Origin of the sequence: Acinetobacter sp. SAAs474, assembly GCF_032823475.1 — a bacterium.
Taxonomy (GTDB): domain Bacteria; phylum Pseudomonadota; class Gammaproteobacteria; order Pseudomonadales; family Moraxellaceae; genus Acinetobacter.
In genome coordinates this window covers 1,095,004-1,117,264 of the sequence record NZ_CP127915.1, presented here as the reverse complement: position 1 = coordinate 1,117,264, position 22,261 = coordinate 1,095,004, and the positions used below count along the sequence as shown (strand labels likewise).

Here is a 22,261-nt window from a genome sequence, read left to right as displayed (position 1 = left end):
AATAAGTTGAGGGGACATGGCTACAGTCCATCAATTGCAAGGCGTTGGCAACGCTGCTGCAACATTACTGGAAAAACTGAATATTCTCACAACCGATGATTTACTGTTTCATCTACCGCGAGATTATGAAGATCGTAGCACGATCATTGCAATGAACCAATTAATCGTTGGCCGTAGTTATTTGCTTGAAGGTATCGTGACGGGAATTGATTTTCCACCAGGCAAACGCAAATCAATGGCAGTCTCTTTGGCCGATGATGTGGGCAAAGTTACGCTGCGCTTTTATCATGTTTATAAAGGAATCACAGATCGTGCCAAATTAGGTCATCGTTTACGAGTTTTTGGTGAAGTCCGTGTCGGGGCACGTGGCTTAGAACTTTACCATCCTGAACTACAAGTGATCCACGAACATACGCCTTTACCACATACCCAGCTCACCGCAATTTATCCAAGTACAGAAGGATTAACTCAAGCTAAATTACGTGAATATATTCAACAAGCACTACAAGAATTTAGTCATGACCTGCCTGAATTATTACCTACAGCATTGAACAATACTTATGCGCTTAAAGACGCATTACATTATCTTCATCACCCGCCAATCGATGCCAATATGCAATTACTGGCAGAGGGCTCACATCCCGCACAGCAACGTCTTATTTTTGAAGAACTGGTTGCACATCAAACCAGCCTGCTGATGCGACGAGCATATATTCAAGCGATTCAAGCACCAAAATTCAAGCCAAGCCAACACTATGCCCAAACACTTTTGGCCAGCCTCCCTTTCACAATGACTGCTGCCCAGCAACGTGTTTCTCAAGAAATTAGCACAGACCTGCAACGTGATAAACCGATGTTACGTCTAGTTCAAGGTGATGTGGGGGCTGGAAAAACGCTCGTGGCTGCAATTGCAGCCTGTCATGCACTCGAAGAAGGTTGGCAAGTTGCCTTGATGGCACCGACTGAAATTTTGGCAGAACAGCATTATCTTAATTTTAAAAAATGGTTTGAACCTTTAGGCTTAACTGTGATCTGGTTATCAGGCAAACAAAAAGGTAAAGCGCGGCTCACAGCAGAACAACATATTAAAATGGGATCGGCCCAGCTTGTGATTGGTACACATGCACTTTTTCAAGACAGTGTCTCATTTGCCAAACTGGGGCTGGTGATCATTGATGAACAGCATCGTTTTGGTGTCGATCAACGTTTGGCTTTACGTGATAAAGGCGCACACCATACTACACCACATCAATTGGTCATGACTGCAACACCCATTCCTCGTACCTTGGCCATGTCAGCTTATGGTGATTTAGATACATCGATAATCGATGAGCTTCCTCCTGGCAGAACGCCCATTCAAACAGTAACCATTCCTCTTGAGCGACGAGAAGAGGTGTTACAGCGTATTGTAAGTAACTGCACACAAGGCAAACAAGCCTATTGGGTCTGTACTTTAGTGGAACAGTCAGAAACACTGGATGCGCAGGCTGCCGAAGCCACTTTTGCTGAAATCAAAACACGCTTTCCTACACTGAATATCGGCTTAGTACACGGTAAAATGAAGGCCGATGAAAAGCAGACTGTGATGCAACAATTTAAACATAATCAACTGCAACTTTTAATAGCAACAACAGTCATTGAAGTCGGTGTAGATGTACCAAATGCTTCAATTATGGTGATTGAAAATGCAGAACGCCTAGGTCTATCCCAATTACATCAATTACGTGGTCGTGTTGGTCGAGGTGCTACTACCAGCTTTTGTGTATTGTTATATAAGCATCCTTTATCACAAAATGGGCAAGAACGATTACGGATTATGCGTGAAACCAATGACGGCTTTGCCATTGCAGAAAAAGATCTAGAAATTCGTGGTCCGGGAGAAATTCTGGGGACCAAACAAACAGGTGATATGGGTTTTCGTGTGGCCAAGCTGGAACGAGATGATCATCTCTTGCCACAAGCACATCTAGTGGCACAACAGTTACTCCAAACAGATCCAGAGAATGCCACAGCACTATTAAAGCGCTGGCTACCTGAAGCATCACGCTATGTCTATGTTTAAATTCATCGCAGAAATACGGGAATTTTTTAATCCATACTTAGCATGCCAATTATGTGCTATCGGTAGACAACAATATTATGGCCTCTGTCACGACTGCTGGACAGAATTACCCTGGCAACATGAGCTTGTTTACAAACAACAAATGTGTTTTTACAGCGCCTGCCGATATTGCTATCCCATGGATCGTATTATTCAACAATTTAAATATCAGCAGCAACTACAATTTCAAGCATTATTGGCTGGCCTATTACTGCAGCTCCAGCTACCCAAAGTACAAGCACTGGTTGCAATGCCCATTTCGACACAACGCTTAAACACCAGAGGCTATAATCAGGCATTGCTCATCGCAAAAATAATCGCAAAAGTTCGTAATATCCCCATCTGGCAACCGATTATACGCACACATCAACACGCACAAACAGGACTAAATCGCTTTGAGCGCTTAGATAATATTTACCATCAATTTCATATCAAACCCAGATTAGATCGACATTATCATCATATCTTAATTATCGATGATGTAGTCACAACCGGAAATTCGATACTGGCATTAAAGCATAGCCTGACTTTGCTGGGTTGCACACAGATTTATGCATGTTGTATAGCACATACGCCATCTTAGTCGACCGTGATTCGCTCAGTCATCAACTGATTTTGTAGCCAAGGAATAACCACTTCTGTTGTTAATGGTGCCAAAGGCAAAACATCTCGATGATCGAGATCAATCCAAGCCATCTGCTCAATTTCTGCAGCAATCTGTATAGGCTGTGTAATACTGACCAGATAAAGATAGGCCACCAATTGATGATCTATTTCATTTGCCGTTGCCGTTTCAAAACGTCCAACAAAGTGCTGAATTTGTGCAGAACAGCCTATTTCTTCTTGAATTTCACGTAATAATGCCTGCTCTGGTGGCTCATTTGATTCTAACTTTCCCCCAACCTGCATAAAGCAGGTGGTATTTTTCTTACGTACGACCAAAAGCTGATGTTGATCATTTAAAATAATCGCTGCTGCAACCGTAATGATCTTCATGACAACTTAACCTGTTGCTGTAACTCGGCCACTCCCCATTTAGGTTCTGGTGCAACAAAGTCACCAAACTGCGTTAAAACCTCCTCAATAGAGGCTGCACTAATCAAATGATCAATAAATCGCTGGTGAGTAAACCCCTGATGCGCAGTTAACTGTAGGAATTTAAGTAAATCATCATAAAAACCATTTACGTTTAAAAATGCACACGGTTTTAGATGTACACCTAATTGTGCCCAAGTCCATTGTTCAAAAATTTCTTCCAATGTACCTGAGCCACCAGGAAGTGCAATAAAAGCATTGGCGAGTTCAGACATTTTCATTTTGCGTTCTTGCATATTCTGAACCACATATAACGTTGTTAAATCAGGATGGGCCAACTCTTTATGGACCAAGATTTCAGGAATCACACCAATCACCGTACCACCTGCTGCTAATGCACTATCCGCAACAACTCCCATCAATCCTGAACGGCCACCGCCATACACCAAGGTTTTGCCCTGTTGTGCAATCGTTCTACCGACTTTTTCTGCAGTTTCTAAAAAAATGGGGTCTGCTCCGAATGCTGAACCACAATATACCGCAATAGAATCTGTCATTTTTTCACCATGTCATGCAAATGTTATTCAATAAATGTAAACTTTAACGAGATTTAAAAAAATATAGCAAGATTAGCAGTGCTTTTCGCCACATCCTTGTCTAAAATGCACACATATGATTCACCTATACTGCGCAAAGGAGAAAAAGACGAATGCTCGAAGCCTTTTACGCCACAGAGCGCGGTAGCCTAGAAGATGCCACGATTAATGGCGGATTTGACCTACAGCAAGATTTGGTGTGGATTGATTTGATTGCACCTTCACAAGAAGAACAACAATGGGTTTTAGATGCATACAACCAAAATCTTCCAACCCTAAAATCTTTAGAAGATATTTCCTCATCAGCACGCTTTTACCGCGATGATGATAGTGTTCTGCATATCAGTACTTATTTTTTAACCAAGATTAAAAATTATCAATCTGATGAAGAGCTAGAAGATAATTCAAGTATCTTAGCCAGTGTACAGACTGTTGCCTTTATTCTCCATAAAAATCGACTATTCACCATGCGTGGTGAAAAGTTGGTTTCATTTAGAGCTTTTCGAGCCAGAGCACGCCGTAATGACTACGATATTGATTATAAAGAACCGACGTGGATTCTTTTGGGCTTATTGGAAGCAAAACTAGATGAATTGGCGGATATTTTAGAAGACATTCATCGAGATCTCGAAAAATATTCAACAGAAGTATTGAATAGTCGACATCGGGAGCAAATTCTAGATCTTGATGACATGATTACCCGCTTAGCTCAACTCGAAGATATTTTAGGTAAAGCACAACTATGTTTAATTGATTTACGTCGTGTACTGACCTTTTTATCTCGCCCTCGTGCTCTAGGTAGTCATATTTATGATGCGGATATTCGAGAGTTAAGCGAAGATGTACGCTCATTGGTTGAGCATGATGCCTTTTTATTTCAAAAAGTGCGCTTTTTACTGGATACCACATCAGGATTTATCAATACCGAGCAGAATGATACTATTCGTCGCTTCTCAATTTTACCGAGCATGTTGGCGCCACCGATGTTGATTGCCAGTATCTATGGCATGAACACAGATGTTTTACCTTTTGCACATGGTACAACCAGTTTTGTCATTGTCTGTACCATTCTGATTGTCTTTTTTATTGGTCCAATGATTTACTTCCGCTGGAAAAAGTGGATTTAATCCTCCTGGCTGTATCTATAAACATCACAGTCTGTCCAATCCTTATATATTGGACAGACTGTGGCGCCAATTATACCAATCAAGCATCAATCTGGTATTAACTGTAAATCATGCTCAAGATGAGAGGCTTGAATAATTTTCATCATTCTTACAGGCACAGACTTAAAGATCAGACCTTTAGCATCTGGAGTTTGGCGCAATAAACGAATAAATACCGCTAAAGCCAAGGTACTGCCCTGTTCCAATTTTGCTAAGTTCACGACAACTGGAAATTGATTTTGCTGATGAATCAACCTCAATCCCTGTTGGTAATACGACTCAGCATTGTCATAGTCAATTTTGCCAGACACTTGCAATTCTTGATCAATAAAGTCAATCACAACCTATTCCTAGCCTATTATTTTTTGTTTACAACATCTGCATCTGGCTTAAAGGTTGCAATTGCTTTATCAATATTACCGCCATTGCGTTTAACATTGGCTGCAAATTGATTACGGAACTGTAAGCCTAAATCAATACCTGATACATTGATATTACGAACCTTCCACTGATTGCCTTTATCAACTAACTGAAATGCAACCGGAATCTTTTCACCATCATTCATAAAATCCAGACTAACGACAGGATTTTTACTGCCTGTGTCTTTATATGGACGCATGGTATAGGTCTGATTGGTGAATTTAGCAAAAGCGCTAGCATAGTTTTGAATTAAATTTTCACGTAAATTCTTTTCAAACTGCGCACGCTGTGCAGCATCACTATATTGATTATTGGCATACGTCCCCATCACAATACGGGTAAATGCTTGAGCATCAATATACGGGTCTAAATTGGTACGAACGATACTGCGTGCCTCTGCAGGATTGCTTTTTAACTTCTGTTTATTTTTTTGTAGATTAGCAATCAAATTATCGGCAATACGTTTAATAAATACATCCGGCTTTTCTTGAGGTGCGGCAAAAGTCGTACCGACCAGCATTGCAGACAACACACTTGCTGTAAGAGTCTGTTTTAATAACGTTTTCAAGTTAACTACCTCAATAAATTATTCAACAAAGGATGCTTCGGCATGCGTATTTTCAGCAGCAGAATCAGCATCTGTTTTTTCTGAAGATTTAGAACCTCCAGTCACAAACTTGGTGACCAAATCTTCAATTTCCATTGTACTTTGAGTATTGGTAATTTGATCACCACGTTTTAAGTAATTCAAACCGCCGCCTGGTACAATTTTTAAATATTTTTCACCCAATAAACCATTGGTTGCCACCATAATGTAAGCATCATCATCAATATTAGTGATGGATTTCATATTATCAATCAGTTGTTTTTCCATTACTTTTTGTTGCGCAGGAGTGGCTGATTGATATTCACTGCTATATTTTAACTCTTCTAATGCATTCTTTTGTACGATTTTCAACTGCTCGGCATTAAAAGTCGTTAAATCACCATCTAAAACAATATGCACAGTTGCCAATCGTGTCACAGGATCAAGTTGAACACGATCGACCTGCCCCACGGTAACACCACTTAACGTCACCTTAGAACGTGGCTTAATACCATTCACATTATCGAATGTTGCCGTCATTGGATAAGCATCTGCAATATTATTACCGACCAAACCACTAACGCGCATCGCCAAGAAGAAAATTGCAATACCAAATAAGATCACAAAAATACCTACGGCCAATTCACTTGCACGTGATTTCATTAAACACCTCCAAACATGACCGCAGTCAACACAAAATCAAAGCCTAAAACACACAATGAAGAATACACCACTGTACGGGTTGTGGATGTTGCAATTCCCTCAGATGTAGGAACACAGGCATATCCTTGATATACCGCGATCCACGTACAAATAATGGCAAAAACAAAACTTTTAATCAGCGTTCCGTTAAAAACATCTTGATAGAATTGCACACTATTTTCCATGCCACTCCAATAAGAGCCTTCATCAAGTCCAAGAAAATCCACCCCCACCAATTTCCCCCCCATGATCCCGACTGCTGCAAAAATAACAGAGAGCATCGGCAAACTCACGATACCAGCCCATAAACGCGGCGAAATCACACGTTTTAAAGGATCCACACCGATCATTTCCATACTTGCCAATTGTTCAGTGGCTTTCATCAGACCGATTTCGGCCGTTAAAGCAGAACCTGCACGGCCAGCAAATAACAAAGCTGCTACAACAGGTGCCAATTCACGTAATAAGGTTAATGCAACAGCGGTACCTAACATTGCTTCACTGCCAAAGGTTACTAAAATGTTATACATTTGTAGCCCCAGCACAGCACCAATAAATAATCCAGATACCACAATAATCAGCAAAGACATCACACCGACACGATACATTTGGTAAATGAATAATTTCACACCCAACCATGTAGGGAGTGAAAAAATAATTTGTAATAACATGAGAGTGGCAACACCAATCCCACGAACACGTTCAATAACGCGTCTACCAATAAAGGCTATAGCATTCATGAACGAACCTCATGACTTAAATAGGCTTGATGACTAAATTGAAATCCCACAGGTCCTTGTTCTGAGCCCACCAAAAATTGTTGTACAAACGGGCTGGCATGCTGTTTTAATTCTTCAGGCGTACCTTCTCCCTGAATTTTTCCTTCTGCAACCACATAAATATAATCGGCAATCGAAAGCGTTTCACCGACATCATGCGAAACAATAATCGTTGTTAAATCTAAAGCTTCACGCAATGAACGAATCAGTCGAGTCAAAACCCCTTTAACAATTGGATCTTGGCCTGCAAAAGGTTCATCATACATAATCAGCTCAGGATCCAGTGCGATGGCTCTGGCAAGTGCTACGCGCCTATTCATTCCACCAGACAACTCAGAAGGCATAAGCTGCTCAGTACCACGTAATCCTACAGCTTCTAATTTCAATCCAACAATTTCTGCAATCAAATGTTCTGGTAAGTGCGTATGTGCACGTAATGGAAAAGCCACATTTTCATATACAGACATATCGGTAAATAACGCGCCACTTTGAAATAACATCCCCATACGTGCACGTGTCGCAAAGAGCTCAGGACGTGGCATTGTGGAAATATTTTTCCCATCCAGCAAAATTTCACCGTGATCCGGAGTAAGTTGCCCACCAATTAATCGTAATAAAGTGGTTTTACCCGTACCTGATGGCCCCATAATCGCTGTAATTTGACCACGACGAATTTTTAAACTGATATTGTCATAAATGACACGTTCTCCTCGCTTAAAACTAAGCTGATTAACTTCAATCAGAGACTGAACCTGCTGAGAAACTTGATTATTCATAACTGAGGATATTCCTGATATTTTCAGCACTCGTAATGCAAAAGAGGATCAGCGTAGCTGACCACAGCATCTAACACACCTGATGTGTATGGCATGATTTAAGTTTATATTTTTCATAAAATTCAAATATGTATTATAAAAGATATTGACTGAAACATGTTATGCCTAATTCCATCATCATCTTAAATTTAATGTGAATAAAATCCACTCACCATTTAAAAACAGCACACGTTAATGGCCTAAACAATGCATCATGCCTGATGATGATTTTATTACCATAACACGCAATACGGATAGCTTGATCCGTATCAAATATTATTTTTATCATATTAGAATCATCTGATCGACATTCAAGTAGACGATCTATACTGCTAAACAACATTACAGGACATTAAAAATAATAGGCTTAAAATAAAAAACCGGTGCAATTAAATTATGCACCGGTTTTAATCATCATACGAGCAAACGTATTAGTCGTTAAATTTACGACGACGATCTGCAAAATCGCGTTTAGGACGATCATCAAAATCACGCTTAGGACGATCAGCAAAATCACGTTTAGGGCGATCACCAAAATCACGTTTAGGGCGATCAGCAAAATCACGCTTAGGACGATCAGCAAAATCACGTTTAGGGCGATCACCAAATCCTTCACGACGAGGCTTGTAATCTACTCGATTTCCACGATTGTCATCATTGGCATCAAAACGTGGCTTATCATTAAAACCACCTTCACGACGTGGACGATCACCACTAAACTCGCGACGCGGACGGTCTTCACCAGCAAATGCAGGACGCTCACCACGTGGTTTATCATCAAAACTACGACGTGGACGATCACCATTAAATTCGCGACGTGGACGATCTTCAAAACCGCCTTCACGACGTGGGCGATCACCATTAAACTCGCGACGTGGACGGTCTTCAAAACCGCCCTCACGACGTGGACGATCACTGTTAAATTCACGACGTGGACGATCTTCGCCAAATGCAGGACGTTCACCACGTGGTTTATCATCAAAACTACGACGTGGACGATCATCACGACCACCTTCACGACGTTTAAAGTTACCTTCACCCTCAAAACGACGGCCGCCACCAAAACCACCACGACCACCACCATCACGACGACGACCACGACCACCATCACGACTACCACGTGCTGGAGGTGGAGATGGCTCAAGACCTTCGATTTCAGAGACTTCTAGACGTGCATCCAAATAATCTTCTAAAGCACGAATTTTACCGCGTTCACGATAAGTTGCTAAAGTAATGGCTTTACCTGTACGGCCCGCACGACCAGTACGACCAATACGATGCACATAGTCTTCATTCTTCATCGGAAGACCAAAGTTAATCACATGCGAAATCGTTGGTACATCTAAACCACGTGCAGCCACATCCGTTGCAACCAAAATCTTTGCACGGCCTTCACGAATACTGCGTAAACGGCGGTTACGAACAGTTTGTGGCATAGCACCATGTAAAGCAACAACAGATAAACCAGCTTCTGCAAGCTCTTCAGCCAGCATATCTGTATCTTCTTGTGTTGATGCGAACACAACAGCTTGATCAAGATCTTCAGCAGCTAACCAATGAGTTAACAGTTTTTTCTTGTGTTCAAAACCATCTGTCCAATGCAATGTTTGTGTAATATCCGTATTGGTTGAATGACCTGTTTCAATTGCAATACGCTCTGGATCATTCATCATGCGTTCAGCAAGTGTAATAATACGTGGTGCAAATGTTGCAGAGAACATTAAAGTTTGTTCGCGGTTTTCAGCCAAATCACTAATTGCTTCAAGATCTTCAGAAAAACCTAGATCCAGCATACGGTCCGCTTCATCTACGATTAATGCACTGACTTTATCCAATCGAATTTGACGACGATTAACTAAATCCAATAAACGTCCTGGTGTTGCAACAACGACTGAAGCACCTTTAAGTTGTTGAATTTGTTTACCAAATGGCATGCCGCCCATAATCGCAGCAACACGCACCCCTTTCATTTGGCGCACAAAAGCAATCGCATCTTGGCATACTTGTTGTGCCAATTCACGGGTTGGTGAAATAACTAAAATTGTTGGCTGAGTCACAGCTTTCATACGTTCTTTAAATGGAACAAATGAATCTTGAGAAGCTAAGGCATTTAATGTTGGGAGTAAAAAAGCAGCAGTTTTACCCGAACCAGTTTGGCTAGAGACAAGAAGGTCTTTACCTTCTAATGCTGCAGGAATCGCTAATTCTTGAACAGGTGTTGGCGTAGTAAATCCTAAGCCTTGTAATGCCAATTGAAGTGATTCATGTAAAGGAAAGTCAGCAAAAGTTTTGCTCATAGAGTGTTTCACCCTAATCTGGGTGCTCCATTAAATATATAGTCTGATGGACATCGGCAAAAAGCGGCACAGCAATAAATCGCTGAAAATATAAGATCAGCGGCGATCCGAGTAACGACGATGCGTATAACGCACACATGATTACAGCTTAACCTGAAGGAATCGCTTTAGCGATTGGGGCGCGAAATATCGTCCTCTATGGACCGCACGCGCATACACAATGATAAGAAGATAATGTTCAGGTAACGAACAGAAATTTAAGTGCGTTGGCGGATTATAGCAGAGTTTTTAAAATTGTCATCTGTTTTATGTATGCTTTTAATATTTAAATCTAGGCACCTCCTTTTGCCAGACTTTTTAATCTATTTCAATCACGCATAATCATACGATAAACTAAAATTCAACGATTAATCCCAAGACACCATTAATAATCATATCGACTGCAATACTTCCGACGAGCAAAGCAGCAACACGACCGACAATATCGACATAACGTTCAATATATGCTGCATGTTTTACTTTCAGGTGATCATGGGCATATTTCATTAAAATTAATAAACTACAACTGAGTAATAATGTTACACCAATCACTAAAATAGAACCGAATAGTGAAAGTTTAGCACCTGTGATTACAGAGGCGCTCACGGTACCCGGCCCAACCATGAAAGGCATAGCAATCATACTTGCTGCATTGCCACCTCGAATATCGCCAATGGTATCAGCACCCTCAAACACAAAGCGATAACCAATCACTAAAAAGATAATTCCACCAAAGATTTGAAAAGCTTCGAAGCGAACCTGTAAATATTCTGAAAAAATAGCTTCGCCGCCCCATGCAAACAAAATAAAAATTACATAAGCAATCAACGCCCCCTGAATCAATGCCTTATTAAATACACTGGCTGATAGATTACGAATTAATCCGAGCATATAAATACTCATCATAAAAGGGTTAAGAAGAGAAAATAACAGCGCAAAAGAATGAATATAATCGGTCAAAATGCATCACCTTTTAAAAGCAGAGAAAAAATAAACAGGGATTTAATTTTTATATGGATCTTTTTTAAGATCACAAAGAATACAACATGCAATCACTAAAAAGTAAAACTATCTAAAGCATAGATAGGGTAAGCGTATGGTTTTATAAATCAAGCAAATTTCATATTATGATTCAAATGTTATAAGCCAAATGAAATGCGGTTTATCTCAAGGCATAATCGTATAGTGTCCATGTCTGTACACTCATCACTAATATCTATAACAATCTCAGTGAGCAAACAAGTTATTAACGCCAATTAAGGTGTTATTTTGTAATAAAAATGCCAGTTAATCACTGATTAACTGGCATTCGAACAAACATGTTGTATTATTTTGCAGCATCACCCCAAGCTGGAACGACAGCCTGCATTAACGGTTTTAACATTTTCATAGAACATGCCAAAACTTGTCCATTTTCCATTGAATCGCTACCACCACGTGCATCAACCACAGTACCGCCCGCTTCTTTTACAATCAATTCACCTGCAGCAATATCCCAAGGCTTTAAGCCCAGTTCAAAATAACCATCAAAACGACCAGCTGCAACATAAGCCAAATCCAAAGCGGCTGAACCAGAACGACGATATTGTGCGCCAGCTTCAGTCACATTCAGTAATGATTCAAAATGATTTTTAGCATAAGAAATCACTTCACCATTACGTTTAGCACGGTATGCATGACCTACAGATAAAAAAGTATTGTCGAGGCTATCTTTGACGTTAACGCGAATACGACGTTGATTCAACATCGCGCCACGACCGCGACTTGCTGAAAACAATTCATCTTTTACAGGATCATAAATAACCCCATGTTGAGTCACGCCTTTGTATTGTACTGCAATTGAAATACAAAAATGCGGAAAACCGTGGATAAAGTTTAAAGTTCCATCAAGAGGATCAATCACCCAGCACCATTCTGCATCATGACCTTTACCTTCTTGCAAACCAAACTCTTCACCCATAAAACTATGATTTTTATAACTTTTACGTAATGTATCGATGGTTAATTGTTCCAAATAACGATCAACACGCGTTACTGGTCCATCAATTCCTTTTTCTTCGACTTGTAGATCAAGTTTATGACGATTTTGATGTGCTTTTAAAAGCTCTTGACCAACTGTTTGAGCCGCACGCGCAGCCATCACCACCATAGGTTCCATTGAACACCCACTACAAATTTAGAAGATACTGATAAAGAATAATGCATAAAAGCATCAATATTTTAACAAATATTGATGCTTTTAGGAAATTTTTGTTGTTAAATTTTAAATATCATAAAGATACTGAATTTAAAAGCTTTTTCCACGCCTTATGCAGAGAAGCTTCAATTCCTTTTGCATCAAGACCAGCATCATGCAACATTTCTTCATGACTTGCCTGATGCATAAACTGATCAGACAAAGCCAAATTAAGTATCGGCTTAACAATTTGAGCTTTGGCTAAATATTCATTGACTGCACTACCAGCCCCACCCATCAAAGCATGTTCTTCAACAGTCACGAATAACATTGTGTGTTCAGCCAGCATATCAATAAGCTGCTCATCCAAAGGCTTTACATAGCGCATATTCACCACATGCACAGCAATCTCGTGCTGAGCTGCAAATAATTTGGCTGCTTCTAATGCAGGCATAACACGACTGCCAAATGCCAATACTGAAATATATTCATCATATTGCGAATTAAATGTTTCAATAATTTCAGCCTTACCAATCTCCATTTCAGTCATATGTTGCTGAATATCAACACCCACACCCACACCACGCGGATAACGTACTGCCGTAGGACCTGGATATAGATAGGCGGTATGTAGCATTTGACGGCACTCATTTTCATCTTTAGGTGCCATAATAATCATATTGGGAATGGTACGCATATAGGCATAATCATAAGCACCTGCATGTGTAGGACCATCTTCACCAACCAAACCCGCTCGATCGATGGCAAAGGTTACATCCAAATTCTGTAATGCAACATCATGAATAAGTTGATCATAACCTCGTTGTAAAAAGGTTGAGTAAATCGCCACCACCGGTTTAGCACCTTCGCAAGCCATTCCTGCTGCTAAAGTTACCGCATGTTGTTCAGCAATCGCGACATCAAAAAAACGTTCTGGATATTGCTGAGCAAATTTTACCATGCCTGAACCTTCACACATGGCAGGTGTAATGGCCAATAAGCGTGGATCTAATTTTGCCTCATCACACAACCATTGCCCAAAAACATCAGAATATTTTGCAATATGCTGTGTGGATGGTTTTGCTGTTAATTTGGTAATAGCATGATATTTAATCTGATTACTTTCGGCGGGTGCAAATCCTTTGCCTTTTACCGTATAAATATGCACCAATCGAGGCCCTTGGCGTTTCTTGAGTGCATCAAAAACTTGGCTAAGCTGCTCAACATCATGTCCATCAAATGGACCAAAATAATCAAATCCAATGGCTTTAAATAAATTATCAGCTGCATTGGTTGCCGCTTGATGTAAGCGAGAATTATAATTCCACTCTGGATGAGGCTGAACATAAGCTTCACCTGTAGCAGAGATATTTACGGATTCTCCACGCTGCCAAATCGCAGCTAAATGCTTGGCAAAGCCGCCCGTACTACATGAAATCGACATATCATTATCATTTAGTACCACGATCATATTTGCCTGATGTGCAACTGCATCATTCATGGCTTCAAATGCCATACCTGCTGTCATTGCGCCATCTCCAATAATGGCAACAACTTCACAAGGATCACGTTGATATGCACGTGCTAGGGCCATACCAAGACCCGCAGAAATTGCGGTAGAAGAATGCCCGACACCAAAGGTGTCAAATTCAGATTCGTCACGTGCAGGAAAAGCAGCCAAACCATTTTTGGCACGAATAGTGACCAGTTGCTCACGACGTCCAGTTAAGGCTTTATGCGGATAAGCTTGATGCCCTACATCCCAAATCAAACGATCTTTAGGCGTATTAAAACAATAGTGTAATGCAACGGTAAGTTCAATCACACCCAAGTTTGCAGCAAAATGTCCGCCACTTTTTCCAGCCGCATATAAGATAAATTGACGCAACTCATCTGCCAATTGTTCTAATTGATTACGCTCGAGCAAACGTAACTGTTCTGGATAGTCAATTTTATCCAGCAGTGGTGTTTCAGGGCGAAGAGTTGGTATTTCTGTATACAACATAATATGGCAAAGCCTTCTAAAGCCTGGCAAATCATTAGCTAGGTCAAATGGATACACGATCATACAGTCGGATTGAATTACCTTCAATCAGCCAATTTTCTACCGATTCTTTTTTAATCAACAATTAAAAAATAACGTGTTTATTGCTAGCGCTAATTATCTAGAATAACCTCACTATTTATCAACTATTATTATGTGCTTTATACAAAAAAGAAAATCTATTACGCAAATTATGCATTAGGATTCTATGAATATCCAAGCATTACGCTATACTAAATGACTTTAAACATGACGAACAGGTTGTGCTGTGCCTATAAAATTTGCTGCTACGTCTAAGTTACCGACTGCTTTTGGTGAGTTTCAAATTACGGTTTTTCAAGATCCTGAAACAGGTGAAGAGCATGTTGCCCTTTCCCAAGGTTTAGATGTTCCTTCCGATGAACCTGTTCTTACACGGATTCATTCCGAATGTTTAACGGGAGATGCCTTTGCATCCCTAAAATGTGATTGTGGTCCACAATTACAAGCAATGCTCAAACTGATCAATGAGGCTGGTCGAGGTGTGATCTTATACCTTCGTCAAGAAGGTCGTGGTATTGGTTTAACCAATAAAATTCGTGCGTATGCTCTGCAAGATCAAGGTCATGATACGGTCGATGCAAACTTGCTGTTAAATCTACCCGCAGATGCACGCAGTTATGATATGTGTAATATCATGCTCGATCACCTAAACATTAAGTCAATTAAACTTGTTACAAATAACCCATTAAAAATTAAAGCATTAGAACAACAAGGTATTCAGGTCGTTGAACGTGTACCTCTGACTGTCGGTTTAAATCCGTATAACGAAACCTACCTAAAAACCAAACATGACCGTATGTCCCATATGTATCAAAAAGATGATTTTTAGCAGATATATTTGCTTAAACGATCAGTTGAATCACATAGCCCAAGCGTGAGCTATGTGAGACTACAATCAAATTCATCCTTTAAATCGTCATCGAAAAAATAGGTGTATTAGGCACTTTCCGATTAAGTCTTAAATCAAAAGCCATACATACATTACGAATAAAAGGTTTGCCTTTTTCTAAAATAGTGACACGATCTTGATCGATTGTAATTAAACCATCTTGCTGCATTTCCTCAAGTTGCTTTAACACCTGTGTTATTTCGGGAAATTGTAATGCAGGATCATCCCAAGATGTTGTAAAACGGCACATTAAGTTCAAAATATGCTGTCTAATTTTTAAATCTTCAGCATTGAGTACATGACCTTTAAATACAGGAATTTGATTGGCTGCTAAACGGGCATAATAGTTTTCTAAACTTTTTTCATTTTGAGCAAAACTATACCAACTATCACTAATTGCAGACACACCTAAACCAATCATGACCTGTGTTTTAGAAGCGGTATAGCCCATAAAGTTACGGTGCAAATGGCCCTGCTGAAAGGATTGGTACATTGCATCTGTTGCTAAAGCAAAATGATCCATGCCAATTTCATGATACCCATATTGCAACAAATGTTTTTTGCCTTCTTCATAGCACTGACGTTTTAATTCATCTTTAGGCACATCTTGATCTTTAAAACCACGCTGCCCATTACCTTTAATCCATGGCACATGCGCATAACTATATAATGCGATACGATCAGGCATTAAACGCTGTGTTTGTTGAATGGTAAATAAAACATCTTCTAAATTTTGAAAAGGCAAACCAAAAACTAAATCATGCGAGATAGACGAATAGCCGATTGCTCTTGCCCATTCGGTGACTTGTTTGACATTGGCATAAGGTTGAATACGATGAATTGCTGTTTGTACTTTTTCATTATAGTCCTGTACACCATAACTGACACGTCTAAAACCTAAATCGTATAATGCTTGTAAATGTGCTTGTGTGGTATTGTTGGGATGTCCTTCAAAACTAAACTCGTACTCTTCTGCACGCTCTGCTAAGGCAAATATTCCGTCAATTAATTGCGTTAAATGTTGCGCTGAAAAAAAGGTGGGGGTACCACCACCTAAATGAATCTCTTTAATGATGGGTTTATTTTCAAGTAACTCACAATAAAGTTGCCATTCTTTTAATACAGCTTGGATATAGGGTGCTTCCATTTCATGGCGTTTAGTCACACGTTTATGACAACCACAAAAAGTACATAAACTTTCACAAAAAGGTAAATGAATATAAAGACTAATCCCTTCTATAGCATTGGAGCGATCAAAGGAAGCTTTTAAGGTTTTTTGCCATAATGCTAAAGAAAATGAATCTTCATTCCAATACGGAACGGTAGGATAACTGGTATATCGTGGGCCAGGAACATTATATTTTTGTACCAATGAAGTGTGCATATTTCACTCAAAAATAAATAATTGAATCACTCTAAAATGTGAATTCTGTTTGTTATCTGTCCCTATTTTGAAGTGCCAACCAACTGATTGCAATGTATAATCAAAAATCCACTACAAATCTTTTGATCTCAGATCAAGATATATTGGCTGGCCCCACAATCGCCGATTTCTTTAAAACAGGAGCGAAGAGCTTCGTAATGATTACATGGTTAAATTTCAATCAATTTACGCAACATTATTTTGCATCAGCTAAAGATCATACGTGCACTTCAACCATGTTTTCCCCAGCATTGCTTTAATAATAATAAAAAATACAATTAAAATTCATGTCATTTTATGTTTTGATGTCAGCAATTTTATTTTTTGAGAGTCATGATGAAGAATCCTACTTCAAATGATATTCAACGTGTTCGTGAATTTCTATTCGATTTACAAGCTCGAATTTGCTCAAGCTTAGAACAACAAGAACAACAAGGAGGTGGTTCAGCTCAATTCGAGATTGATGACTGGCAACGTGGTGAAGGTGGAGGCGGCCGTTCACGTGTGTTACAAAATGGCGCTGTGATTGAAAAAGGCGGTGTGATGTTCTCTCATATTCATATTTCAACACTACCCGTTTCAGCCACCGAGCGACACCCCAATATTGCAGGAGCACCCGCTCAAGCAATGGGTGTTTCACTGGTTATCCATCCCAAAAATCCACATGTGCCAACATCACATGCCAACATTCGCTTATTTGTTGCAGAACCTGAAGGACAAGCACCGATTTGGTGGTTTGGCGGTGGTTTTGATCTCACACCATTTTATCCCAATCATGATGATATTTTATCATGGCATCAAACTGCTTATGATCTATGTGCTCCGTTTGGAGCGCATGTTTATCCTGAACATAAACAATGGTGTGATGATTATTTTTATCTTAAACATCGTGATGAACAACGTGGTGTTGGTGGTTTATTTTTTGATGATCTGAATCAATGGGACTTTGAAACCTGTTTTCAATATATACAAGCTGTAGGTGAAGGCTATTTAGCGGCTATTTTGCCTATTTTTCAACGCAACCAAAACAAACCCTATACTGAAGCGCAACGTAATTTTCAACTCTATCGCCGAGGACGTTATGTTGAATATAATTTAGTGTATGATCGCGGTACCCTGTTTGGATTGCAAACCGGAGGACGTATTGAATCTATTTTGGTCAGTATGCCACCTTTAGCAGCATGGTCTTATCGACCTGAATGGGATCAAGATTCTGCCGAACAACAACTCACTCAATATTATTTAAAACCACATGATTGGTTAACGGAGTTAAATCAGCACTAAGCCTTCCCCCCTCACTTCAGCTCGAAGTGAGGCATAAATTGTTATATACCCCCTATCTGACTGTATCGTAGATGGCATCGCCAGCCTAACCACACCATAGACTGCAAACGTTATAATTTTTATAAATTAATCAAATGTATAAAAAATAATATCTTAAGCGTCACATTGCATTTACTTACATATTTCATTAAAAACCCGATGAATATGATTGGATATCTATCCCATTCTTTATACACTACAGACAGCAAATATATGCTTTATCGCTTGGATACCGTTTCACATTATTATGAATATCAATATAAGCCGACGATTTATTTTATTCTGGTCACTTTTCATGAGTATGATTGTTTCTTTTTTACTGACCCTGCTACTGGAAATTCGCTTTGTTGATGAAATTACCATTACCTATGGTGTACTAACAGGTATCGTATTATTATTAATGAGTAGCTTTTTATTGCTAGAAACCATTCTTGACATCTGTAATCCTTAAATACAACGTCATTTAAAGCCCTCGACGCTCTTTAGCAATGTTCTAATTTGGCGTATATTTAAGCCAATTTTCAGCACATGGACATTGCATCATGACAAAACAGTTTGCTGTTATTGGCAATCCGATTGAACAGTCACGTTCTCCCGAGCTACATCATGCGTTCGCAAAAAAAACAGCAATTGATCTGCATTATGCGAAATTCCTTGCACCCCTTGATGGTTTTGATGAGCAAGTCAACAAGTTTTTTCAGCAAGGTGGCAGTGGTATGAATGTCACTGTACCCTTTAAAGAACAAGCCTTTGCACTATGTGATGTATTAAGTCCTCGCGCAAAAATAGCCAAAGCAGTCAATACACTATGGATGCAAGATGGCCAGCTTTACGGCGATAATACGGATGGACAAGGTTTAGTGGATGCCATATCGGCATTAAATTGGAATTTAGCGCAAGCCACGATTTTAATTTTAGGTGCTGGTGGCGCTACACGTGGCGTTATTTATCCATTAGCACATGCAGGCGTCAAAAAAATTACCATTGCGAATAGAACTTTAGCGCGTGCTGAACAATTAATTCAAGACTTACAGCATGCCGTACCTCATACCATGTTAAGCGCGATGCCCCTACATGATTTAAATGGACAATTTGATATTGTCATTAATGCCACCTCAACCAGTTTATCTGGAGATGATCTAATTTTACCTGATGCACTACAGTTTAAATATGCCTATGAAATGGCATATGGTAAAGCATCAAGTTTTTTAGATCAGGCACAGGCACGTGCTGTACCTTATAGTGATGGCTATGGAATGCTAGTTGGTCAAGCTATTGAATCATTTAACATTTGGCACAATATACGCCCCAAATTAACCGATTTTCTTGAGCATTAAAACAACATGCTATCCTCTAAATTGAGCTGAGTGAACCCAGTTACCCGATTGAAACAATCGGGTAAAGCAATCATCAGCTATTTTTTCCAATACTGCTGAACGTTCATATAGGCTTGTGCATAAATATCTTTATCTACTAAATCATCATATTCTGGCTGAAATCCTTGTACTGATTGTAAAGTGAGTTGACCTTTTAAATCATCACTAAATGCTTGAGCCAAAATTTTGGCAACCTGAGTTAATTGCTGTTGCTGTTCTATAGAGAGCTCATACTCATCTGTAAATAGTTGTGTATATTGTGCAGCAAATGCAGCTTGTGCCGTTTTATAATGTTGTATATTACGTTGTATGTCTTGCTTTTTTTGTGTTTGCGCAATGACGTCATCAACAACTTCTGCAGCCATTAAACCGACTGAATCAAATGCTTCATCATCGATTAAACCATGTTGTATCGCAAGTTTTTCTAAGCGCTGAGCTTGTATACCTTTAGGTTGTGGTAAATCAGGATTAAAGTGATATGCAGAAAGTTCAGCTATTTCACGAATGGTTTTAGCTGAAAAATAATTTAATTCAGTAGGACGGCGCACTGCATATAACATGCTATAAACAACTTGATACGTTTTAAGATAAGAACCGGTTTTCTGATAGGTTTGCAAGGCAATTTTATTTAATTGCGCATCATAAGCCTCTTGTTGCTGTACATCTAAACCAATTTGGCCCAAATCTTTTACCACAGGCTGCAATAATTTCTCTAAAATTGAACCTTTAGTCACTTCTTCAACTGATTTGGCTTGTTGTAAAGCTTTTTGATCTACACCACTTGCATGACCATATGCAGAAAATTGCGTTTGGCTTAACACACGAATATTGCCATATGGAGATTGTGAATTACTAAACTCATAAGTGGCATCAACTAAACGTCCCTTTTGATCCAAACCAACATCCATCTGTAACTTAAATGGCTGTTGTATATGTGTTTTTAATGCTTGTGCAATCTCAACCTGATGGTCCTGCCAAATTTTCTTAAATGCATTAACGTCTTTTAACTCAGCTGTTTGATACGCTTTAAAAACAGGCTCTAAGTCTTTAAAAGCACCCAAATAACCTTGAGCCATTGCTGCGTTTTGTTGCTGTGTTGATGCCATTAAATCAATATCATAATTATTACGACATAATGTGACCGCACCGACAGAAATTGATTGTTGATGCTGCTGTAAAGCCAAACACGCAGCTTCAGATAATGAGACTGAGCTTGCGGCTGAAACAGTATCTTCAATCACGATATCATCAGAACAACTTTGTTGTTGTATAGAGCAGCTAGATTGTTCTGTAGCTGTCACGACGTTGGTGCCCTGTTCTGGCTCCGCTTCAACAGGATTCAATAAGGTGATAATGCGTTTTGAAGAGGCATAAGCTGCATCCGATAAATTCGTTGAACCTTCATTCAATACAGTTGCTTTGACAACTAAATCATCTTCTTTTTGCGTCTCAGTTTTTGATTGCGCTAAAATTTGTTCTGATAAATATCTTGAATTGACATAAGAAAATAACTGCTGTTGTAACATTAATGTTGCAAAGTCACTCTTTAAACGAATCTTTTCAACAGTACCCATCGCTTTTTCATTTGCTGTTGGTGATAATGACTGTATCGATTGTGGCTGTGCTAAAACATAAGGTAATGCATTGGTTTGTTTGAGATAGTCAACCAATTTTTCCATATTAATATGTTCAAATTCAGCTTTAAATTTTGAAAAATCAATATAGGTATAACTATTTTGACTGTCTTTATTGACCATAAAAGGCATTAAAGCAAAGTAATTGCTATAAAATTTATAGTTTTTAAAATCAACAACCATCGGAATTTTCGCATTCACCAATAGTGTTGGTTTTTCATATTTGATGTTCAAATTCAATGCTGCAAGCTTGGCTCTATAATCAATAGAACCATGATAATTAAACTGTAAATCATTCATAAAGGCCAATAAAGCTTCTACTGATTTTGACCATTTACTGTCACTACCCTGCAAAGCCGATAAACTATTCAGTAAATTCTGTTCAGATAAAATGGCATCAAAAAATGCTTTTTTTTCTGCATGATTAAGATGAATATTTTGTTGTTTTAATAAATCTTCTATTTTTTTCTTATTGGCCTCACTAAGATGATTTAGTGTTTGGTACTGTGGATCATTGCGCTTTAATGTTATCGGCTGAGTTTGAACACTAAGTTTCCCTTTAAAATCATAGCCGCTAGTTTCATATAAACTATTTAATCCCTGAACTGCACGCTGTTCTAATAAGGGTTGAGTGTTTTCAGTTTTAATGGCATGTTGAGTACACCCCATGATGGTCAAACTCAGTAAACATAAGGATAAATATCTTAAGCGCATTCTCTGCCTCTAATCTTGTGTTATTTTATATTTAAGTCAATATAAAAAATCTAAAAAAACAATCATATACTTTAACAAATTACCGTCAAAAATAGATCAAAAAC

The 22,261-nt window shown here is 39.1% G+C and carries 20 protein-coding genes; 7 read left to right on the top strand and 13 right to left on the bottom strand.

What is annotated here, in order from left to right:
* Positions 1-16: 16 nt before the first annotated feature.
* Entirely contained in the window at positions 17-2,062 is a 2,046-nt protein-coding gene (gene recG, locus QSG86_RS06165; RefSeq protein WP_317030698.1) for an ATP-dependent DNA helicase RecG, read from the top strand.
* The gene (locus QSG86_RS06160) at positions 2,049-2,684 is read left to right on the top strand and encodes a ComF family protein (protein ID WP_410487447.1); all 636 of its coding nucleotides are present in this window, start codon (positions 2,049-2,051) and stop codon (positions 2,682-2,684) included. Before recG ends, QSG86_RS06160 begins: the two co-directional genes overlap by 14 nt.
* Here QSG86_RS06160 and QSG86_RS06155 read toward each other — a convergent pair.
* Complete coding sequence (locus QSG86_RS06155) at positions 2,681-3,097, bottom strand: NUDIX domain-containing protein (protein ID WP_317030696.1); 417 nt, start codon at positions 3,095-3,097, stop codon at positions 2,681-2,683. The two genes, QSG86_RS06160 and QSG86_RS06155, sit on opposite strands and share 4 nt — an antisense overlap.
* Positions 3,094-3,693, bottom strand: coding sequence for a TIGR00730 family Rossman fold protein (locus tag QSG86_RS06150; RefSeq protein ID WP_317030695.1), 600 nt, complete (start codon positions 3,691-3,693; stop codon positions 3,094-3,096). The genes QSG86_RS06155 and QSG86_RS06150 overlap by 4 nt, the downstream gene beginning before the upstream one ends.
* 152 nt (positions 3,694-3,845) lie before the next feature.
* Here QSG86_RS06150 and QSG86_RS06145 point away from each other — a divergent pair, with 152 nt between their 5' ends.
* The gene (locus tag QSG86_RS06145; protein WP_317030694.1) at positions 3,846-4,859 is read left to right on the top strand and encodes a CorA family divalent cation transporter; all 1,014 of its coding nucleotides are present in this window, start codon (positions 3,846-3,848) and stop codon (positions 4,857-4,859) included.
* An 86-nt stretch (positions 4,860-4,945) separates the two neighbouring features.
* Here the strand turns inward: QSG86_RS06145 and QSG86_RS06140 are convergent, their stop codons facing one another.
* From QSG86_RS06140 to dxs, 9 genes are all read right to left on the bottom strand, one after another.
* The gene (locus tag QSG86_RS06140) at positions 4,946-5,239 is read right to left on the bottom strand and encodes an STAS domain-containing protein (RefSeq protein WP_317030693.1); all 294 of its coding nucleotides are present in this window, start codon (positions 5,237-5,239) and stop codon (positions 4,946-4,948) included.
* A 17-nt stretch (positions 5,240-5,256) separates the two neighbouring features.
* Positions 5,257-5,886 carry an ABC transporter substrate-binding protein gene (locus QSG86_RS06135; RefSeq protein WP_317030692.1) on the bottom strand — a complete coding sequence of 210 codons (630 nt, stop codon included), beginning with the start codon at positions 5,884-5,886 and terminating at the stop codon, positions 5,257-5,259.
* Between the two features lie 18 nt (positions 5,887-5,904).
* A complete protein-coding gene (locus tag QSG86_RS06130) occupies positions 5,905-6,567 on the bottom strand; it encodes an outer membrane lipid asymmetry maintenance protein MlaD (protein WP_317030691.1) in 663 nt (220 codons plus the stop codon).
* Positions 6,567-7,346, bottom strand: a complete 780-nt coding sequence (gene mlaE, locus QSG86_RS06125) for a lipid asymmetry maintenance ABC transporter permease subunit MlaE (protein ID WP_317030690.1) — start codon at positions 7,344-7,346, stop codon at positions 6,567-6,569. Before mlaE ends, QSG86_RS06130 begins: the two co-directional genes overlap by 1 nt.
* Positions 7,343-8,161, bottom strand: coding sequence for an ABC transporter ATP-binding protein (locus tag QSG86_RS06120; RefSeq protein WP_317030689.1), 819 nt, complete (start codon positions 8,159-8,161; stop codon positions 7,343-7,345). Before QSG86_RS06120 ends, mlaE begins: the two co-directional genes overlap by 4 nt.
* A gap of 470 nt (positions 8,162-8,631) precedes the next feature.
* Positions 8,632-10,497, bottom strand: coding sequence for a DEAD/DEAH box helicase (locus QSG86_RS06115; RefSeq protein WP_317030688.1), 1,866 nt, complete (start codon positions 10,495-10,497; stop codon positions 8,632-8,634).
* A gap of 393 nt (positions 10,498-10,890) precedes the next feature.
* The gene (locus QSG86_RS06110) at positions 10,891-11,442 is read right to left on the bottom strand and encodes a MarC family protein (RefSeq protein WP_410487515.1); all 552 of its coding nucleotides are present in this window, start codon (positions 11,440-11,442) and stop codon (positions 10,891-10,893) included.
* Positions 11,443-11,863: 421 nt separating this feature from the next.
* A complete protein-coding gene (locus QSG86_RS06105) occupies positions 11,864-12,694 on the bottom strand; it encodes an inositol monophosphatase family protein (protein WP_317030687.1) in 831 nt (276 codons plus the stop codon).
* 112 nt (positions 12,695-12,806) lie between these two features.
* Entirely contained in the window at positions 12,807-14,717 is a 1,911-nt protein-coding gene (gene dxs, locus QSG86_RS06100) for a 1-deoxy-D-xylulose-5-phosphate synthase (protein ID WP_317030686.1), read from the bottom strand.
* Positions 14,718-15,024: 307 nt separating this feature from the next.
* Here dxs and ribA point away from each other — a divergent pair, with 307 nt between their 5' ends.
* Positions 15,025-15,627, top strand: a complete 603-nt coding sequence (gene ribA, locus QSG86_RS06095) for a GTP cyclohydrolase II (RefSeq protein WP_317030685.1) — start codon at positions 15,025-15,027, stop codon at positions 15,625-15,627.
* Between the two features lie 79 nt (positions 15,628-15,706).
* Here the strand turns inward: ribA and hemN are convergent, their stop codons facing one another.
* On the bottom strand, positions 15,707-17,071 hold the full coding sequence (gene hemN, locus QSG86_RS06090; protein ID WP_317030684.1) for an oxygen-independent coproporphyrinogen III oxidase: 1,365 nt from the start codon (positions 17,069-17,071) through the stop codon (positions 15,707-15,709).
* A gap of 375 nt (positions 17,072-17,446) precedes the next feature.
* Between hemN and hemF the strand changes: the two genes are divergently transcribed.
* The 3 genes from hemF to aroE all read left to right on the top strand — a co-directional run bounded on the left by hemF (position 17,447) and on the right by aroE (position 19,770).
* Entirely contained in the window at positions 17,447-18,394 is a 948-nt protein-coding gene (gene hemF, locus QSG86_RS06085; protein WP_317032682.1) for an oxygen-dependent coproporphyrinogen oxidase, read from the top strand.
* Between the two features lie 334 nt (positions 18,395-18,728).
* On the top strand, positions 18,729-18,884 hold the full coding sequence (locus tag QSG86_RS06080) for a hypothetical protein (protein WP_317030683.1): 156 nt from the start codon (positions 18,729-18,731) through the stop codon (positions 18,882-18,884).
* A 91-nt stretch (positions 18,885-18,975) separates the two neighbouring features.
* Entirely contained in the window at positions 18,976-19,770 is a 795-nt protein-coding gene (gene aroE, locus QSG86_RS06075) for a shikimate dehydrogenase (RefSeq protein ID WP_317030682.1), read from the top strand.
* Between the two features lie 77 nt (positions 19,771-19,847).
* Here the strand turns inward: aroE and QSG86_RS06070 are convergent, their stop codons facing one another.
* Positions 19,848-22,157 (bottom strand): hypothetical protein, encoded by a 2,310-nt coding sequence (locus QSG86_RS06070; RefSeq protein WP_317030681.1) that lies wholly within the window; start codon positions 22,155-22,157, stop codon positions 19,848-19,850.
* Positions 22,158-22,261: the final 104 nt, after the last annotated feature.

Coding starts and splice junctions, on each gene's coding strand:
- recG (WP_317030698.1), top strand. CDS start 17: ATGGCTACAGTCCATCAATTGCAAGGCGTTGGCAACGCTGCTGCAACA.
- QSG86_RS06160 (WP_410487447.1), top strand. CDS start 2,049: ATGTCTATGTTTAAATTCATCGCAGAAATACGGGAATTTTTTAATCCA.
- QSG86_RS06155 (WP_317030696.1), bottom strand. CDS start 3,097: ATGAAGATCATTACGGTTGCAGCAGCGATTATTTTAAATGATCAACAT.
- QSG86_RS06150 (WP_317030695.1), bottom strand. CDS start 3,693: ATGACAGATTCTATTGCGGTATATTGTGGTTCAGCATTCGGAGCAGAC.
- QSG86_RS06145 (WP_317030694.1), top strand. CDS start 3,846: ATGCTCGAAGCCTTTTACGCCACAGAGCGCGGTAGCCTAGAAGATGCC.
- QSG86_RS06130 (WP_317030691.1), bottom strand. CDS start 6,567: ATGAAATCACGTGCAAGTGAATTGGCCGTAGGTATTTTTGTGATCTTA.
- mlaE (WP_317030690.1), bottom strand. CDS start 7,346: ATGAATGCTATAGCCTTTATTGGTAGACGCGTTATTGAACGTGTTCGT.
- QSG86_RS06120 (WP_317030689.1), bottom strand. CDS start 8,161: ATGAATAATCAAGTTTCTCAGCAGGTTCAGTCTCTGATTGAAGTTAAT.
- QSG86_RS06115 (WP_317030688.1), bottom strand. CDS start 10,497: ATGAGCAAAACTTTTGCTGACTTTCCTTTACATGAATCACTTCAATTG.
- QSG86_RS06110 (WP_410487515.1), bottom strand. CDS start 11,442: ATGATGAGTATTTATATGCTCGGATTAATTCGTAATCTATCAGCCAGT.
- QSG86_RS06105 (WP_317030687.1), bottom strand. CDS start 12,694: ATGGAACCTATGGTGGTGATGGCTGCGCGTGCGGCTCAAACAGTTGGT.
- dxs (WP_317030686.1), bottom strand. CDS start 14,717: ATGTTGTATACAGAAATACCAACTCTTCGCCCTGAAACACCACTGCTG.
- hemN (WP_317030684.1), bottom strand. CDS start 17,071: ATGCACACTTCATTGGTACAAAAATATAATGTTCCTGGCCCACGATAT.
- hemF (WP_317032682.1), top strand. CDS start 17,447: ATGAAGAATCCTACTTCAAATGATATTCAACGTGTTCGTGAATTTCTA.
- QSG86_RS06080 (WP_317030683.1), top strand. CDS start 18,729: ATGAGTATGATTGTTTCTTTTTTACTGACCCTGCTACTGGAAATTCGC.
- aroE (WP_317030682.1), top strand. CDS start 18,976: ATGACAAAACAGTTTGCTGTTATTGGCAATCCGATTGAACAGTCACGT.
- QSG86_RS06070 (WP_317030681.1), bottom strand. CDS start 22,157: ATGCGCTTAAGATATTTATCCTTATGTTTACTGAGTTTGACCATCATG.